16 protein-coding genes are annotated in these 15,262 nt (G+C 70.0%); 11 read left to right on the top strand and 5 right to left on the bottom strand.

All coding sequences use genetic code 11. The features are described 5' to 3' along the window. Nucleotides 1–9: 9 nt before the first annotated feature. The gene (locus G3I56_RS23520; RefSeq protein WP_343240040.1) at nucleotides 10–804 is read right to left on the bottom strand and encodes a hypothetical protein; all 795 of its coding nucleotides are present in this window, start codon (nucleotides 802–804) and stop codon (nucleotides 10–12) included. 155 nt (nucleotides 805–959) lie between these two features. Here G3I56_RS23520 and G3I56_RS23515 point away from each other — a divergent pair, with 155 nt between their 5' ends. The 4 genes from G3I56_RS23515 to ilvD all read left to right on the top strand — a co-directional run bounded on the left by G3I56_RS23515 (nucleotide 960) and on the right by ilvD (nucleotide 5,540). Beyond that, nucleotides 960–1,904, top strand: a complete 945-nt coding sequence (locus G3I56_RS23515) for a Ppx/GppA phosphatase family protein (RefSeq protein ID WP_164412115.1) — start codon at nucleotides 960–962, stop codon at nucleotides 1,902–1,904. Between the two features lie 162 nt (nucleotides 1,905–2,066). Further along, nucleotides 2,067–2,906, top strand: coding sequence for a sugar phosphate isomerase/epimerase (locus tag G3I56_RS23510; RefSeq protein WP_164412113.1), 840 nt, complete (start codon nucleotides 2,067–2,069; stop codon nucleotides 2,904–2,906). Then, nucleotides 2,903–3,517 (top strand): TetR family transcriptional regulator, encoded by a 615-nt coding sequence (locus tag G3I56_RS23505; RefSeq protein ID WP_164412111.1) that lies wholly within the window; start codon nucleotides 2,903–2,905, stop codon nucleotides 3,515–3,517. Before G3I56_RS23510 ends, G3I56_RS23505 begins: the two co-directional genes overlap by 4 nt. A 169-nt stretch (nucleotides 3,518–3,686) precedes the next feature. Next, nucleotides 3,687–5,540: a dihydroxy-acid dehydratase gene (gene ilvD, locus G3I56_RS23500; RefSeq protein WP_164412110.1), complete on the top strand. Its 1,854-nt coding sequence runs from the start codon at nucleotides 3,687–3,689 to the stop codon at nucleotides 5,538–5,540. Nucleotides 5,541–5,586: 46 nt separating this feature from the next. On the opposite strand, the gene G3I56_RS23495 is transcribed toward ilvD, so the two are convergent. Continuing rightward, entirely contained in the window at nucleotides 5,587–7,695 is a 2,109-nt protein-coding gene (locus G3I56_RS23495) for a serine/threonine-protein kinase (RefSeq protein WP_164412108.1), read from the bottom strand. Between the two features lie 181 nt (nucleotides 7,696–7,876). Here G3I56_RS23495 and G3I56_RS23490 point away from each other — a divergent pair, with 181 nt between their 5' ends. The 4 genes from G3I56_RS23490 (at nucleotide 7,877) to G3I56_RS23475 (ending at nucleotide 9,986) form a co-directional block, all read left to right on the top strand. Continuing rightward, entirely contained in the window at nucleotides 7,877–8,206 is a 330-nt protein-coding gene (locus G3I56_RS23490; protein ID WP_164412106.1) for an SH3 domain-containing protein, read from the top strand. 239 nt (nucleotides 8,207–8,445) lie between these two features. Further along, complete coding sequence (locus G3I56_RS23485) at nucleotides 8,446–8,595, top strand: hypothetical protein (RefSeq protein WP_164412104.1); 150 nt, start codon at nucleotides 8,446–8,448, stop codon at nucleotides 8,593–8,595. A 42-nt stretch (nucleotides 8,596–8,637) separates the two neighbouring features. Continuing rightward, the gene (locus tag G3I56_RS23480; RefSeq protein WP_164412102.1) at nucleotides 8,638–9,144 is read left to right on the top strand and encodes an EamA/RhaT family transporter; all 507 of its coding nucleotides are present in this window, start codon (nucleotides 8,638–8,640) and stop codon (nucleotides 9,142–9,144) included. Between the two features lie 62 nt (nucleotides 9,145–9,206). Continuing rightward, nucleotides 9,207–9,986 carry a class I SAM-dependent methyltransferase gene (locus tag G3I56_RS23475; RefSeq protein WP_164412100.1) on the top strand — a complete coding sequence of 260 codons (780 nt, stop codon included), beginning with the start codon at nucleotides 9,207–9,209 and terminating at the stop codon, nucleotides 9,984–9,986. Here the strand turns inward: G3I56_RS23475 and G3I56_RS44035 are convergent. Together G3I56_RS44035 and G3I56_RS44030 are read right to left on the bottom strand one after the other, a co-directional pair. Then, complete coding sequence (locus tag G3I56_RS44035; RefSeq protein WP_239135057.1) at nucleotides 9,950–10,288, bottom strand: hypothetical protein; 339 nt, start codon at nucleotides 10,286–10,288, stop codon at nucleotides 9,950–9,952. The genes G3I56_RS23475 and G3I56_RS44035 overlap by 37 nt on opposite strands. 4 nt (nucleotides 10,289–10,292) lie before the next feature. Beyond that, nucleotides 10,293–10,523, bottom strand: a complete 231-nt coding sequence (locus G3I56_RS44030; RefSeq protein ID WP_239135056.1) for a SulP family inorganic anion transporter — start codon at nucleotides 10,521–10,523, stop codon at nucleotides 10,293–10,295. Nucleotides 10,524–10,806: 283 nt separating this feature from the next. Here G3I56_RS44030 and G3I56_RS23465 point away from each other — a divergent pair, with 283 nt between their 5' ends. From G3I56_RS23465 to proC, 3 genes are all read left to right on the top strand, one after another. Next, a complete protein-coding gene (locus G3I56_RS23465) occupies nucleotides 10,807–11,619 on the top strand; it encodes an ABC transporter ATP-binding protein (RefSeq protein WP_164412098.1) in 813 nt (270 codons plus the stop codon). Further along, entirely contained in the window at nucleotides 11,616–12,416 is an 801-nt protein-coding gene (locus G3I56_RS23460) for an ABC transporter permease (protein WP_164412096.1), read from the top strand. Before G3I56_RS23465 ends, G3I56_RS23460 begins: the two co-directional genes overlap by 4 nt. Before the next feature lie 207 nt (nucleotides 12,417–12,623). Beyond that, entirely contained in the window at nucleotides 12,624–13,436 is an 813-nt protein-coding gene (gene proC, locus G3I56_RS23455; protein ID WP_164412094.1) for a pyrroline-5-carboxylate reductase, read from the top strand. A 25-nt stretch (nucleotides 13,437–13,461) separates the two neighbouring features. On the opposite strand, the gene trpS is transcribed toward proC, so the two are convergent. Beyond that, nucleotides 13,462–14,499, bottom strand: a complete 1,038-nt coding sequence (gene trpS / locus G3I56_RS23450; protein WP_164412092.1) for a tryptophan--tRNA ligase — start codon at nucleotides 14,497–14,499, stop codon at nucleotides 13,462–13,464. Nucleotides 14,500–15,262 lie beyond the last annotated feature (763 nt).

Here is a 15,262-nt window from a genome sequence, read left to right as displayed (position 1 = left end):
CGAAGGGAATCAGCGAACGGGGTCCGCCGGGTGCGGAGCCAGCAGCGGCAGCTGCGAGGCCAGCCGCTCCTCACAGAGTTCGACCAGCCGGTCGTACCCCGCCTTGCCCATCAGCTCGACCAGCTCCGGCCGGTACGAGACGTACACCGGGTCGCCCGCGCCGTGCGCCGAGGTCGCCGACGTGCACCACCAGTGCAGGTCGTGGCCGCCCGGACCCCAGCCGCGCCGGTCGTACTCACCGATCGACACCTGGAGCACGCGCGTGTCGTCGGGCCGGTCGATCCAGTCGTACGTCCGCCGCACCGGAAGCTGCCAGCACACGTCCGGCTTGGTCTCCAGCGGTTCGAGGCCCTCCTTCAGCGCCAGGATGTGCAGCGAGCAGCCGGCGCCGCCCGCGAACCCCGGCCGGTTCTGGAAGATGCAGGACCCCTGGTACGGCCGGGTCTGCCGCGACCCCTCGTCGTCCTCCGAGGTCCAGCCGGACTCGGTGCCGATGGCGTGGTGCTGCCAGATGTCGGGCGTGAGCCGCGCCACATGTCCGGCGACGCGCTTCTCGTCGTCCTTGTCGGAGAAATGGGCACCCAGCGTGCAGCAGCCGTCGTCCGCGCGGCCGGCCTGGATGCCCTGGCAGCCGCTTCCGAAGACGCAGTTCCAGCGGGAGGTCAGCCAGGTCAGATCACAGCGGAAGACCTGCTCCTCGTCCGCCGGATCGGGGAACTCCACCCACGCGCGCGCGAAGTCGAGCCCCTTCTCGTCGCTCACCACCACCTTCTTCGGAGGTTTCGCGGATCTCGGGGACTTCACGGCCTTCGCGGACTTCGCGGGGAGGGCTGACGCTGCCGACTTGTCGGCCTTTGCCTTTTTCGTCTTGGGCACGCGTCCAGGGTAAGTGGCCCGGAGCCCCTTCCGGCACCGCTCCGGGGACGGATGCGGGCGCGGCTGGCAGTAGCGTTCCGTCCATGAGACTCGGTGTCCTCGACGTGGGATCGAACACGGTGCATCTGCTGGTGGTGGATGCGCACCCCGGCGCGCGCCCCCTGCCCGCGCATTCGCACAAGGTCGAGCTGCGGCTCGCCCAGCTCCTCGACGACGCCGGAGCCATCGGCCCCGAAGGGGTCGACAAACTCGTCGCAGTGATCCAGGACGCGCTCCAGGCCGCCGAGGACAAGGGCGTCGTGGACCTGCTGCCGTTCGCCACCTCCGCCGTGCGCGAGGCCAGCAACGCCGACGACGTCCTCGCGCGCGTGCAGGCCGAAACGGGCGTCGAGCTCCAGGTCCTGTCCGGCTCCGAGGAGGCCCGGCTCACCTTCCTCGCGGCCCGCCGCTGGTTCGGCTGGTCGGCCGGCAAGCTCCTCGTCCTCGACATCGGCGGCGGCTCCCTGGAGATCGCCTACGGCATCGACGAGCAGCCCGACACCGCCGTCTCCCTCCCGCTCGGCGCCGGCCGCCTGACCGCGGGCTGGCTCCCCGGCGACCCGCCCGACCCCGACGACATCAGGTCCCTGCGCCGCCATGTACGCGCCCAGATCGCCCGTACGGTGGGGGAGTTCAGCCGCTTCGGCGCCCCCGACCACGTCGTCGCCACCTCGAAGACGTTCAAGCAGCTCGCCCGCCTGGCCGGGGCTGCCCGCTCCACGGACGGCCTCTACGTCCAGCGCGAGCTGAAGCGCGAGTCCCTCCAGGCCCTGGTCCCCGAACTCGCCTCCATGACGACAGCGGAACGAGCCGCCCTCCCCGGAGTCTCGGAAGGCCGGGCCAACCAGCTGGTCGCGGGCGCCCTGGTGGCCGAGGCGGCGATGGACCTCTTCGCCGTGAAAACCCTGGAGGTCTGCCCCTGGGCCCTCCGAGAGGGCGTGATCCTCCGCCGCCTCGACCACATGGGCACCCACATGGGCACGGAGTAGACCAACTCCCCCACTTCTCGATCAACCTGGACGGCACCCACCCAGGGGCGCGAGGAACTGCGCGACAAGCCACCCACGGACCCGCACCGCCCAACCACCGAACCAGAACGGCGAATGGGCACCCCACCCCCGGCCAACTTACGCACCCCGTACCCTGTCCCCGTGGCAGAACCAGTCGTACGCATCCCGGATGCGAAGGTCGCGCTGTCCACAGCCTCCGTGTACCCGGAGTCGACGGCGACGGCCTTCGAGATCGCCGCGCGTCTCGGCTACGACGGCGTCGAGGTCATGGTCTGGACAGACCCGGTCAGCCAGGACATCGAAGCCCTGCGCAGACTGAGCGACTACCACCGGATCCCCATCCTCGCCGTCCACGCCCCCTGTCTCCTCATCACCCAGCGCGTCTGGTCCACGGACCCCTGGACCAAGCTCCAGCGCGCCCAGGCAGCCGCCGAGAAGCTCGGCGCGTCGACCGTCGTCGTACACCCGCCCTTCCGCTGGCAGCGCCAGTACGCGCGTGACTTCGTCACCGGCATCTGGCGCATGGCCGACGAGACGGACGTCCGGTTCGGCGTCGAGAACATGTACCCCTGGCGCTACCGCGACCGCGAGATGCTCGCGTACGCCCCCGACTGGGACGTCACGAAGGACGACTACCGGCACTTCACGATCGACCTCAGCCACACCGCGACGGCCCGCAGCGACGCCATGGAGATGGTCGGCCTCATGGGCGACCGCCTCGGGCACGTCCACCTCGCCGACGGCAACGGCTCCAACAAGGACGAGCACCTGGTTCCGGGTCGAGGTACGCAGCCCTGCGCCGAGCTGCTCGAACGGCTCGCGGCCACCGGTTTCGACGGCCATGTCGTCATCGAGGTGAACACACGCCGAGCGATGTCCGGCGTCGAGCGTGAGGCCGACCTCGCCGAGGCGCTCGCCTTCACCCGCCTCCACCTGGCCTCGGCCGTCAGAGCCGTCCCCCGCGGGGGACCGCGCCCGTGACCAGCGCTGCCCCGCGCCGCCGGGGACGCCCTTCCCGTACGGACTCCGCGGACGCCCCCGCGGCCCGCGACCGCATCCTGGCGGCGGCCCGCGAGGAGTTCGCCGAGCGGGGCTACGACAAGACCTCCGTACGCGGCATCGCCAAGGCGGCGGAGGTGGACCCGGCGCTGGTGCACCACTACTTCGGTACCAAGGAGCAGGTCTTCGAGGCGTCCATCGCGGTCGCCATGGGCCCTGTCCTGGAGGCGCCCGGCTCGATCGTCGAGGGCCCGCTCGACGGCGTCGGCGAGCGGCTCGCCCGCTTCTTCTTCGGCATCTGGGAGACCCCGGCGACGCGCAAGGCGCTGCTCGCGATCGTCCGCTCCGCCATGAACAACGAGGCCGCGGCCGGGGTCTTCCGCCGCATCATCTCCGCCCAGGTGCTGCGCCGCATCGCCGGCCAGGTGGACCTCTCGGACGCCGAACTCCGCGCCGAACTGGCCGCCGCCCAACTCGTGGGCATCGCGATGCTGCGCTACGTCATCAAGGTGGAACCCCTGGCCTCGGCGGACCCGGAGCAGATCATCCAGAGGGTGGCCCCGGTGATCCAGTCCCACCTGACAGCGCCCTGAGCCCGGGCGCGACCAGCCCCCCACACACACGCAGGACCCGCAGCCGAGAACCCGAAGACCCGAAACCCGAGACACCCGTCCCGCATTCCGGACGGCGTGTCCGCCCACTGGATAACCGGCGTACGCTCGACTTCAGTCATAACTTTCTGAAGGAGCGAGGCGAGCGAAGATGCCCGAGCTGAGGTCCCGTACCGTCACCCACGGCCGCAACATGGCGGGCGCCCGCGCCCTTATGCGTGCCTCCGGTGTACCGGGTGCCGACATCGGGCGGAAGCCGATCATCGCGGTCGCGAACAGCTTCACCGAGTTCGTGCCCGGCCACACCCACCTCCAGCCGGTCGGCCGCATCGTCAGCGCGGCCATCACCGCCGCCGGAGGCATCCCGCGCGAGTTCAACACGATCGCCGTCGACGACGGCATCGCGATGGGCCACGGAGGCATGCTCTACAGCCTCCCCTCCCGAGACCTGATCGCGGACAGCGTGGAGTACATGGTCGAGGCCCACTGCGCCGACGCCCTGATCTGCATCTCCAACTGCGACAAGATCACCCCGGGCATGCTGAACGCCGCCCTGCGGCTCAACATCCCCACGGTCTTCGTCTCGGGCGGCCCGATGGAGTCCGGCCGGGCCACGCTGGTCGACGGCACGGTCCGCACGCTCGACCTGGTCGACGCGATCTCCGACGCCGTGAACGACAAGATCTCGGACGAGGACATCCTCCGTATCGAGGAGAACGCCTGTCCGACCTGCGGTTCCTGTTCCGGCATGTTCACGGCCAACTCGATGAACTGCCTCGCGGAGGCCATCGGACTCGCCCTCCCCGGCAACGGCTCGGTCCTGGCCACGCACACGGCCCGCCGCGCGCTGTACGAGAACGCGGGCCGCACGGTGATGGACATCACCCGCCGCTACTACGAGCAGGACGACGAGACGGTCCTGCCCCGCAACGTCGCCACCTTCGCGGCCTTCCAGAACGCCATGGCCCTCGACATCGCGATGGGCGGCTCGACCAACACGATCCTGCACCTGCTGGCGGCGGCCCAGGAGGCGGGCGTCGCGTTCGACCTGGACGACATCAACGATGTCTCGCGCCGGGTGCCGTGTCTGGCGAAGGTCGCGCCGAACGTCGCCAAGGACCGCACGTACTACATGGAGGACGTGCACCGGGCCGGCGGCATCCCCGCCCTCCTCGGCGAACTGCACCGCGCGGGCCTGCTCAACGAGGACGTGAACTCGGTTCACAGCTCGTCCCTCGCGGACTGGCTGAAGACCTGGGACGTGCGCGGCGGCTCCCCGTCGCCGGAGGCCCTGGAACTGTGGCACGCGGCCCCCGGCTGTGTCCGGTCCGCCGAGGCCTTCTCCCAGTCCGAGCGCTGGGAGGCCCTGGACGTGGACGCCGCCGGCGGCTGCATCCGCAGTGCCGAGCACGCGTACTCGAAGGACGGCGGCCTCGCGGTCCTCAAGGGCAACCTCGCAGTCGACGGCTGCGTCGTGAAGACGGCCGGCGTCGACGAGTCGATCTGGACCTTCGAGGGCCCCGCGGTCGTCTGCGAGTCGCAGGAAGAAGCCGTCCAGAAGATCCTCACCCAGCAGGTCAAGGAGGGCGACGTCGTCGTCATCCGCTACGAGGGTCCCAAGGGCGGCCCCGGTATGCAGGAGATGCTCTACCCGACCTCGTACCTGAAGGGCCGCGGCCTCGGCAAGGCCTGCGCCCTGGTCACCGACGGCCGCTTCTCCGGCGGCACCTCGGGCCTCTCGATCGGCCACGCCTCCCCGGAGGCCGCGGCCGGCGGCACCATCGCCCTCGTCAAGGACGGCGACCGCATCCGCATCGACATCCCGAACCGCACGATCGAACTGCTGGTCCAGGACGAGGAGTTGGCGGCCCGCCGCGACGCCCTGAACGGCGTCTACGCCCCCGTCTCCCGCGAGCGCAAGGTCTCGCAGGCCCTGCGCGCGTACGCGGCGATGGCGACGAGCGCCGACAAGGGCGCGGTGCGGGACGTGAGCAAGCTCGGCTGAGGTCGGTTTTCGCGGGGGCCGTCCCTTCGGGGGCGGCCCTTTCGCGTCACCAGGTGGAGGGGTTGTGCGCGGGTACGGCGAACACCGTGCCGTCGGGGGCCGTGGCGTAGACGTGGTTGTCGGCGATGACAGGGTCGGGCAGCGAGGCTGTGACCCGGTCCGAGTTCGCGCCGAGCCGCGCCGGTGTCTGGCCGAGCAGCGTGCCGCCGTCGGCGGACACGGCGAGCAGCCGGCCGTCAGGGGCGGTGACGTACACGTGGTCTCCGTCCGCGACCGGTGTCGATCCGCGAGGCACGGACGTCTCGAGCCGCCACAGCTGCCTGCGCGTCCCCAGATCGAACGCCTCCAGCGAACCACCCGTGGCCAGGAGGTAGACGCGGTTCCCGTGGACGCCGGCGTGGACGCCGTCACGTGCGACGGGCAGCGCCACACGGCGTGACTCCTTGGTGCGCGGGGTGTACCGGACCACCGCCTCCGTGGCGCCGTAGACGTTGTCGAGGGAGAGGAAGACGACGGACCCGCCGCTGGAACCGACGGGCTGGAGCCCTCCCTCCAGCGTGGCCGTCCAGCGCACGTCACCGGTGGCCGGATCGATCGCGGAGACCCGCGTGCTCGACGCGTCGTCGGACCTCGTCGTCGCGTACATCAGCGGATCCCCGGCGAACGAGGCGATGGACGGGGACTTCTGGCCCGGCACCCGATGGTTCCACGTGATGGCGCCCGACGCGCTGTCCACACCGGTGACGCTTCCGTCGGAGTGGGAGAGCAGGAGCATGCCGCCGGCGTAGCCCATGCCCTCGTGCGCGGGCAGGTCCCACTGCCAGCGGGTCTTTCCCGACGTGGGATCGAGCGCCTCCACCCGCTGCTCCTCGTCCGTGGTGATCTGCACAAGTCCACCCGAGACAACGGGCGGTTCGCTTCTGAGCGCCTTCGCGACGGAGCGACGCCACAGCACGGTGCCGTCGGAGGGGGAGAGCGCGTAGATCTCGCCGGGCTGCGCGCAGAACAACTCTCCGGCGCCGTAGGAACACTGGGGGGCGCCCGCGCCTTCGGAGACCGGCTTCGCCGTCCATGGGACGAACCCGGTGGTCGTGGCCGTGCCCGCGGTCGTGGGGCTCGCGCCGGGGGACGTCGGACGGTCCCCACCGGTCAACCGGATCGAGACGAAGGCACCGATCACGATCAGACCGACCGCCCCGGCCGCCAGCACCGCAGGCCGCTTGCGGAAGCCTGTCCCGCGCCGCTTCTCGGGCACGTCGGCACGCGGCTCGGACGGCGGTGTACCACCCGACCGCTGCTCCGGTATGAACGCCTGCGTGTCGTACGAGGCCGCGACCGACCGCAGCTCCCGCATCAACTCGTCCGGTGTGGGCCGGTCCTCGGGTTCCTTGGCGAGGCACCGCACGATGAGCGGAGCGAGGTTCTCCGGTACGCCGGTCAGATCGGGCTCGTCATGGACGACCTGGTAGGCCACGACATACGGGCTGTCCGAGTCGAACGGCCCGCGCCCCGTGGCCGCGTGCACCATCACGGACCCGAGCGCGAAGACATCGGCGGCGGGCCCGACCTCCCGGGGCCGCCGGAACTGCTCGGGCGCCATGAAGGGAGGCGTCCCGATCAACTTCCCGGTCTCGGTGCGCAGTTCGCTGTCCTTTGGCCGGGAAATACCGAAGTCGATGACCTTCGGCCCGTCCTCGGCGAGCAGCACATTGCTCGGCTTGAGGTCCCGGTGCACGACGCCGACCCGGTGGATGTCGCGCAGCGCCTCGGCCAGTCCGGCCATGATCCGGCGCAACTGGGCAGGAGCCATGGGGCCGTTCCGCTTCACCTCTTCGGAGAGCGTCGGCCCGGGAATGAACAGCGTTGCCATCCAAGGCCGTTCGGCCTCCGGATCGGCGTCGACGACCGGCGCGGTGAAGGCGCCGCTGACCCGCCGCGCCGCAGCGACCTCCTGTCGGAAACGCCCCCTGAACTCAGGGTCCTTGGAGAACTCGGCATGTACGACCTTCACCGCGAGCGTCATCCCCGAGCCGCTCCGGGCGCGATGCACGACTCCCATGCCGCCGGACCCCAGACACGACTCCAGACGGTAGTGACCGGCGTACTCGGGTAGTTCCGCTTCCGGGCCCGCTCCGGTGTCGTGCTGTGGCGCCATGGGCCCACCCCCGTGCTGATCGTCCGCGCGCGCGAAGACCGGATCCTAGTCGATGACCGTTACGAGACAGAGGCGGCTTGCTGATCTCCGTGTACGAGTTGCGTACATGTGTTTGACAGCGTGATTTGGGGGAATCAACGGGGCCCACGGCAGCCGTGGGATCCAACGGGGGAGGTTCTTCATGTCTGTTGAGCGTGCTGAAGAGGTTGACGGCAGCGCGGAGAAGGAGACCGTCACCATGGCGGCCACCGCGAGTGCGACCGTGCGCTACTACTCGGTCGCCCCAGGGGTCCGCCTCAACGTCCGCAGCGGCCCCAGCACCAGCTACCACATCGTCCGCGTTCTGTCCGAGGGAGCCAGCGTCCCGATCTGGTGCCAGACACCGGGCCAGTCGATCGCGGGCCCGTACGGCACGTCGAACATCTGGGACAACATCGACGACGGCGAGTACGTCTCGGACGCCTACGTGCACACCGGCAGCGACGGCTACGTCGCCTCACACTGCGCCTGATCCCCGACACCACCACCCAGAGAATCACCAGCGACCCCCCGGACACGGGATCCGTCCTGCTCCCGGGCGCCGCCGGCGGCTTTCTCCCGAGCGGCATCCGGGACCGTGCCGCCGGCGGTAAGCACGTCTCGGACGCCTACGTGAACACCGGCAGCGGTCGGCCGTACAGCCGACCGCTGCGGGCCTGCCCCCCCTGGAACCCCTGAGGATCCCCATGCCCCATCCCTGAAGCGCAGCTCATGGTCGCCGGCCTCGCCGGTGCCGCACACGCCGAGGTCGCGGTCCGCTATGACGACACCGCCCCCGGCTATCGCCTCAACGTCAGCAGTAACCCCGGCACGGACCACGCCATCGTGCGCCTCCTCGCCGAAGGCGCCCGCTGCAGCTGATCCCCCGCGGAGCCCGCGCCCGCCCGGAGCGATAATCGACGCGTGAGCGACGAACACGACATCCGGGAAACACCCGCGGGCTCCGCACCCGGTCCCCGCCCCGAGCCCATCCGCCTCTTCGGCACGACCTGGGTCGACCACGACAACGGCTACCCGGCCCGCCGCATCGCCGCGGCCACCGGCTCGCTCGCGGCCTTCGTCGCCGCCTGTCTCGTCCTCCGCTTCGCCTACCAGGGCCTCCGGATCGCGGAAATCGGCAACTTCGTCACCCTCCTCATGGTCGTGATGTTCGCGATCTGCAGCGCCCTCGCCTTCCGCCACACCTGGGACGGCTTCACCAAGCGCCCCGCCCCCGACCGTCAGGCCTCTCTCCGCGGTCTGCTGGCCATCGGCTTCGTCGGCTCCCTCCTCGCCTACTTCTTCCGCTCCCTCACCGAGGCCCCCGGCGAGAAACTCCACCGCGAGGAGTACGACACCGCCGTCGAGCGGTACGAGAAGCGCTCCACGCGCCGCACCGGCAACCCCTCGAAGAAGCGCCGCCGCTCCTAGCCGAGCCCCGGTGCACACCAAAAACCACCACTCCCACACCGAACCCGGGTCACCATGGCCGTATGACGGCTCCCTCGCACACCACCCGCGCCCACTCCTTCAACGCCGCAGCGGCCCAGTACGCGGCGAACCGCCCCTCCTACCCGCCCGCCCTCTTCGACGCGATCGAGGAGCTGGCCGGCCGCCCCCTCACCGGCTCCCGCGTCGTGGACGTCGGCGCCGGCACCGGCATCGCGACCACCCTCCTGCACGCCCGTGGCGCCGAGGTGATCGCCGTCGAACCCGGCGACGGAATGGCCGCCCAGTTCCGCCGCACCCACCCCGGCATACCGATCGTCAGGGGCAACGGCAACAACCTGCCCCTCGCCGACAACTCCGCCGACCTCCTCACCTACGCCCAGGCCTGGCACTGGACCGACCCCGCCCTCGCCGCCCCGGAGGCGGTCCGCGTGCTGCGTCCGGGCGGTGCGCTGGCACTGTGGTGGAACACCTACGCCCTCGACGTGCCGTGGATCGTCGCCCAGACGGACCGCATCGGTGCGCACTTCGCCGCATTCGGCGGCCGTCCGTCCGTAGAGGTGAACGGCAGCGCCGCCCGAGCCGCCCTCTCCGACCCCACCGACCGTCTGGACTTCACCTTCCGCACGGTCCGCTGGAGCCGTCACGTCCCCGTCGACACGCACTTCGCCAACCTCGGCAGCCACTCGATGTTCCTGGTCGCCGGCGAGGAACACGCCACCGCCTTCCTCACCGAGGAGCGGCGGCACCTGCTGGAGGTCTTCCCGGACGGAATCGTCGAGGAGACCTACGACGTCGAGTTGCTGCTCGCCGTCAACGCCTGAACCCGCGCGGCGGCCCACCCCTCCAGGGCCGCCGTGCACGCATGGTCCAGGTGCCGCAGCCCGCCCAGCTCCAGCCGCACCTCCCGGTCCCGCGGCAGGGCCTCCAACTCGTCCAGCAGCTTCGGCAGCCGCAGGAACGTCGCATGCCCCAGCACCCGTAGGACGATCCCCGCCTCGCCCCGGTCCTCGGTCTCCACCCGCACATGGCTGGTGTCCCACGCGGTCTTCGCCACCGCCAGCGCCAACCCCACCAGCACCCCCTCGAACACATTCCCCAGCACCAGAACCCCGAGCGTCCCCACCCCGTTACCTCTGCACGGCCTCGTGGACCAGCACGGTCATCCCCGCCGCCGGCCCGCTCACCCGCAGGCTGCTGCCGGGCAGCAGCCCGGCGACCAGGCCGCCGCCGATCCCGGTCACCAGCCCCAGTTCGGCAGGCACACCGGAGGCGACGGCGACTCCCCCACAGAGCGGCAGCGCGACGAGGAACACGACGAGAGAACCGAACAGATCGGCCTTGCGTACGCCACCGCGCATGACAGAAGCACCTCCGACGATCAACCACGGTCACGGGAGATGCGTGGGTCCCGCACCGGGGGACGGCACGGCGGACCACCATGCGCGGCATATGACCTCGCACTGAAATGCATTGTCGGGACCGGGAGTTGATCGCGCAGCGGGCCCGCCCGGCGGCCGGAGGCATCGGAAGCGTACGAACCGGACCGCCTGCCTCCGATCACGCCGCCGCACGCCGCCGCACGCATGCGCCACCGCACGCACCCGCTTGACGGCACCCGCCCACGGGAGCATTATTCATCACATGATGAATTACTCTTCCGGTCCACCCGACACCGGAACAGCGACCCCGCACACCCCCGCCGTCCGAGCCGAATCCCTCACCGCCGTACGAGGCACCCGCGAAGTCCTGCGCGGCCTCGACTTCACCGTCCCGCGCGGCCGGATCACCGGCCTGCTCGGCCCCTCGGGCTGCGGAAAATCGACCCTCATGCGGGCGATCGTCGGCACCCAGGCCAAGGTCACCGGCACCCTGGACGTCCTCGGCCACCCCGCCGGCCACGCCACCCTCCGCACCCGCATCGGCTACGTGACCCAGGCCCCCTCGGTCTACGACGACCTGACGGTCCGCCAGAACCTGGCCTACTTCGCCGCGATCCTCGACCCCGGCCGCGCAGCCGCCGACCGCCGCCACGAGAACGTCACCCGAGCCATCTCCGACGTGGACCTCACCACCCGCGCCGACGCCCTCGCGGGCAACCTCTCCGGCGGCCAGCGCAGCCGCGTCTCCCTGGCGGTGGCCCTCCTGGGCACCCCCGAGCTCCTGGTCCTGGACGAGCCGACCGTGGGCCTGGACCCCGTCCTCCGCCGCGACCTGTGGGCCCTGTTCCACACCATCGCGGCCACCCGCGGAGCGACGCTCCTCATCTCCTCCCACGTCATGGACGAGGCCGAACGCTGCCACCGCCTCCTCCTCATGCGCGACGGCGAACTCCTCGCCGACGACACCCCGGACGCCCTCCGCACCCGCACAGCGACGGAGACGGTGGAAGCGGCGTTCCTGCACCTGGTGGACGAAGCGAAGAACTCGACAACAAAGAAGGAGCAGACCCAGTGACCACCGCGCCCGCCACTCCTACTCCCACCCCCAACCCGGCCCCGACCTCCACCTCGGCCCTGAACGCCTCCCGAACCACGGCCACCGCGATCCGGGTCCTGGCGCAACTCCGGCACGACCCGCGCACCATCGCGATGCTGATCGTGCTCCCGAGCCTGCTCCTGTTCCTGCTCCGCTACGTCTTCGACGGCAGCGCGCACACGTTCGACGGCATCGGCGCGTCGCTCCTCGGGATCTTCCCCCTCATCACGATGTTCCTGGTGACCTCGATCGCCACCCTGCGCGAACGCACCTCGGGCACGCTCGAACGCCTCCTCGCCATGCCCCTGGGCAAAGGCGACCTCATCGCCGGCTACGCCCTGGCCTTCGGAATCCTCGCGATCATCCAGTCGGCCCTGGCCACCGGCCTGGCGGTCTGGCTCCTCGGCCTGGACGTGACGGGCTCCCCCTGGCTGCTCCTCCTGGTGGCCCTGCTGGACGCCCTGCTGGGCACCGCCCTGGGCCTCTTCGTCTCGGCCTTCGCGTCGTCGGAGTTCCAGGCGGTCCAGTTCATGCCGGCGGTGATCTTCCCCCAACTTCTCCTCTGCGGCCTCTTCACCCCCCGCTCCAACATGCACCCGGTCCTGGAAGCGATCTCGAACGTCCTCCCCATGTCCTACGCCGTGGACGGCATGAACGAGGTCCTCACCCACACGGACATCACAGCCACCTTCGTACGAGACATCCTGATCGTCGCGACCTGCGCCCTACTGGTCCTGACCCTCGGCGCGGCAACCCTCCGCCGCCGAACCCAGTGACGACACCTCTGCAGCCGAGATCCAGGCACCCCAGCCCGTCCGGCGTTTGAGGACGAGGCCCCTTCAGGGCCGAAGCGGGGGTCTGGGGGCGCAGCCCCCAGATACGGGATGGGACGAACATCCCGCCCACCGGACACCCATCCCACCCACCCGCCCCCGATGCGAGGATGACCCCGGACGACGCAACCCCCGGAGGGCACCGCAACCATGACCCAGAAAGTCGCAGTCCTCGGCACCGGCAAGATCGGCGAAGCCCTGCTCAGCGGAATGATCCGGGCAGGCTGGGCCCCGGCCGACCTCCTGGTCACCGCCCGCCGCCCGGAACGAGCCGAAGAACTCCGCACCCGCTACGGAGTGACCCCGGTCACCAACCCGGAAGCGGCGAAGACGGCCGACACCCTGATCCTCACGGTCAAACCGCAGGACATGGGCACCCTCCTCGACGAACTCGCCCCCCACGTCCCCGTCGACCGCCTGGTCATCAGCGGAGCCGCGGGCATCACCACGACCTCCATCGAGACCCGCCTCACCACCGGCACCCCGGTCGTCCGCGTCATGACGAACACGCCGGCCCTCGTCGACGAGGCCATGTCGGTCATCTCCGCAGGCACCCACGCCACCGCGGAGCACCTCGCCCACACCGAGGAGATCTTTGGTGCCGTCGGCAAGACACTCCGCGTCCCCGAGTCCCAGCAGGATGCCTGCACCGCACTCTCCGGCTCCGGCCCGGCGTACTTCTTCTATCTGGTCGAGGCCATGACGGACGCCGGCATCCTGCTCGGCCTGCCTCGCGACAAGGCCCACGACCTGATCGTCCAGTCCGCGATCGGCGCCGCCGTGATGCTCCGCGACAGCGGCGAACACCCGGTGAAGCTCCGCGAGAACGTCACGTCTCCCGCGGGCACCACCATCAGCGCCATCCGCGAACTCGAGAACCACGGCGTACGAGCCGCCCTCATCGCCGCCCTCGAAGCCGCCCGCGACCGCAGCCGCGCCCTGGCCGCCGGCAACACCAACTGAAGCTGAAGCCCGGTCGCCACCGCGCCTACCGACCCATGCCCACCTCGACCCTGACCGCGACCTCGGGCTGCGCAGGCAGCAGCCCGATCGCACGGTAAGCGGCATCAACGGTCGGCCGCGCGATCGCCCGCGCTCTCTCCGCCCCGTCCCGCAGCACCCCCTCCACAAACGCGGGATCCGCGCACAACTCCCTGTGCCGGTCCCGCAGGGGCCTGAGGATCTCGACCGCGGCATCCGCGACGTCCTTCTTCAAATCCCCGTACGACTGATACACACCGGCCAGCTGGGACGGCTCCCCACCCGTGCAGGCCGCCAGGATCTCCAGCAGATTCGCGACCCCCGGCCGCCCCTCCGGGTCGTACTCGACGTCCCGGCCGCTGTCGGTCACGGCCCGCATGACCTTCTTCCGCACCACGTCGGGCTCATCGAGCAGATAGACGATCCCCGGCCCGACGTCCTCGCTCTTCCCCATCTTCGACGTCGGCTCCTGAAGATTCATGACCCGAGCACCCACCGCCGGACGCGTGGCCCGCGGCACCACGAACGTATGCCCGTACCGCTGGTTGAACCGCACAGCCAGATCCCGGGTCAACTCGACATGCTGCGTCTGATCGTCCCCGACGGGCACCTCGTCGGCCCCGTACGCCAGGATGTCCGCCGCCATCAGCACGGGATACGTCAGCAACGACAGCCGCACACTCCCACCCCGCGCCTGCTCCCGCGCCGCCTTCTCCCTGTACTGGATCATCCGCCGCATCTCCCCGTCGGACGCCACGCACTCCAGCACGTACGACAGCCGCGTGTGCTCGTCCACATGACTCTGTACGAAGACGGTGCACAGCTCCGGGTCGAGACCCGAGGCCAGCAGCAGCGTGGCCGCCTGCCGACTGAGCCGCCGCACGCGCGCGGGATCATGATCAACGGTCAGCGCGTGCAGATCGACGACGCAGAACAGGGAGTCCGCCCGATGCTGGTCCACCGCGGCCCACCGCCGCATGGCCCCCAGGTAGTTCCCCAGTGTCAGATGCCCGGTCGGCTTGATCCCGCTGAAGACCCGTGTCATCTCTTCTCCACCTCCTGGTCGAGACCACCGCACCCGGCCGGCCGACCCCCTCTGGAGGGAGAAACAAGAACGGCCGCCGAGGCGGCGGCCGTTGAGTACATACGTGTGTACGGCCGCCGTCAGGCGGCCCACCACTGCTGGGTGCACGTATGCGTAGTCATCACGTCCACGAGACTACGCCGCCGACGCCCCCTCCGACACCGAGTTGACACGTCCCAGGCCCATACGTAGTGTTCTCCGAGTTGTTCGACGTGAGCGCCGACCCCGGTCGGTCCCCGGACAGCCATTCCGCAGGTACCAAGCAACGGTCGACGACTTGTCGTCGCGCCGCTGGCATGTCATTGGCATGCGTATTTGCGAAATGAGGAATCCGCGTTCGAAAGGGCGCACCCCCCGATTGGCTCGGGAGGCAGGGAATCCGCTAAAGTCTCACTCGTCGGAACGGCCCAACAGCCGGGAAGACAAGCCCCGCTGACTGGGAATCAGGCCCGAAACGGTCTGGTAGAGTCGGAGTCGCCGGAAAGGGAAACGCGAAAGCGGAAACCTGGAAAGCGCCGAGGAAATCGGATACGGAAACGGTCTGATAGAGTCGGTAACGCAAGACCGAAGGGAAACTGCCCGGAGGAAAGCCCGAGAGGGTGAGTACGAAGGAAGCGTCCGTTCCTTGAGAACTCAACAGCGTGCCAAAAATCAACGCCAAGTTTGTTGATACCCCGGCTCACAGGCTTTGTCTGTGGGTTGAGGTTCCTTTGAAGTAGTAAAC

The organism is Streptomyces sp. SID12488, assembly GCF_010548275.1.
GTDB lineage: Bacteria > Actinomycetota > Actinomycetes > Streptomycetales > Streptomycetaceae > Streptomyces.
Note: the sequence above shows the minus strand (reverse complement) of the source record. Positions and strands in the feature narration are given on the sequence as shown.